The sequence below is a fragment of the Rahnella perminowiae genome, from assembly GCF_019049755.1.
Classification (GTDB): Bacteria; Pseudomonadota; Gammaproteobacteria; order Enterobacterales; family Enterobacteriaceae; genus Rahnella; species Rahnella perminowiae.
Map to the genome: position 1 here is coordinate 1 of NZ_JAFMOS010000141.1, position 1,013 is coordinate 1,013.

Sequence of the window (1,013 nt, forward strand, 5' to 3'; positions counted from 1 at the left end):
GGGTATGATTCCATAATGAATAGTTTTCATATGAAATCATCACTCACCGAATTAAGAACAAAAATCATGAATAAACAATATGCTAGACACTGATCAGTGTTCTCTCATATAATCTCCATGTGTGCTAGTTTTTAAGCAGGTGGCTTGCTAGTTTACTAGTAAGTACACAGTGGATGGAGAGTCTCTCCGTTCCCGCAGTTCATCTCAGAGATAGCGTGATGATCGAGTAACCCAAATCCCTCCCGCCGTGATTTGGGTTCCTCGTACATCCGCCTTACGGAAGGATGCTTCGCATCCATACCTTAATCAGGTATGTCTGCTCATTATCCTTCCCCGCTGTAGTCGTTAAAAACTAGCACACAAGTTTATAGTTAGAACAATACACCTCTACTATGATGAAATAAAAATGAATGTCCATCAAGGAAAGTACACACAACAGCTTTTATCTCTTCCTATTCTCGAGGATGTGGACGATTTATCTCAATCACTTAGGCTTCCAAAAGAAGTCATCTCGAAATTTAGCTTTAATAACGACAGGTACTATCATCGTATTGAAATGGAAAAAAAATCCGGTGGTATACGGCATATTGAAAGCCCGCTAAAAGAACTAAAAGCAATACAACGGTGGGTGTTAAGGTACATTTTAGACAAACTATCTCCTTCTGTTTATGCAAAAGGTTTTGTAAAAAACAAATCTATTTTTGATAATGCTAAGCCTCATGAAGGAAATCAATATGTATTAAATCTTGATTTACGAGATTTCTTTACAAATGTCCAAGCTTCGCACGTATATACACTATTTAAAAACATAGGATATAACAATAATATAGCATTTGTCCTTACTTCTTTTTGCACTAAAGGAGGTTACTTGCCTCAAGGTGCACCAACTTCGCCAGCACTATCCAATCTTGTTTGTTTACGGCTTGACCATCGAGTATCTACATACTGCAAAAAACGTGCTTTGACGTATACACGTTACGCTGACGATCTTTGTATATCCTGTCTCTTATACA

The 1,013-nt window shown here is 37.6% G+C and carries 1 protein-coding gene; it reads left to right on the forward strand.

Translation table 11 applies throughout. From position 1 onward, the window contains the following. Positions 1-406: 406 nt before the first annotated feature. Positions 407-1,013 (forward strand): reverse transcriptase domain-containing protein (locus tag J1785_RS00755; RefSeq protein WP_238483013.1); only part of this gene is annotated, 607 nt, incomplete at its 3' end.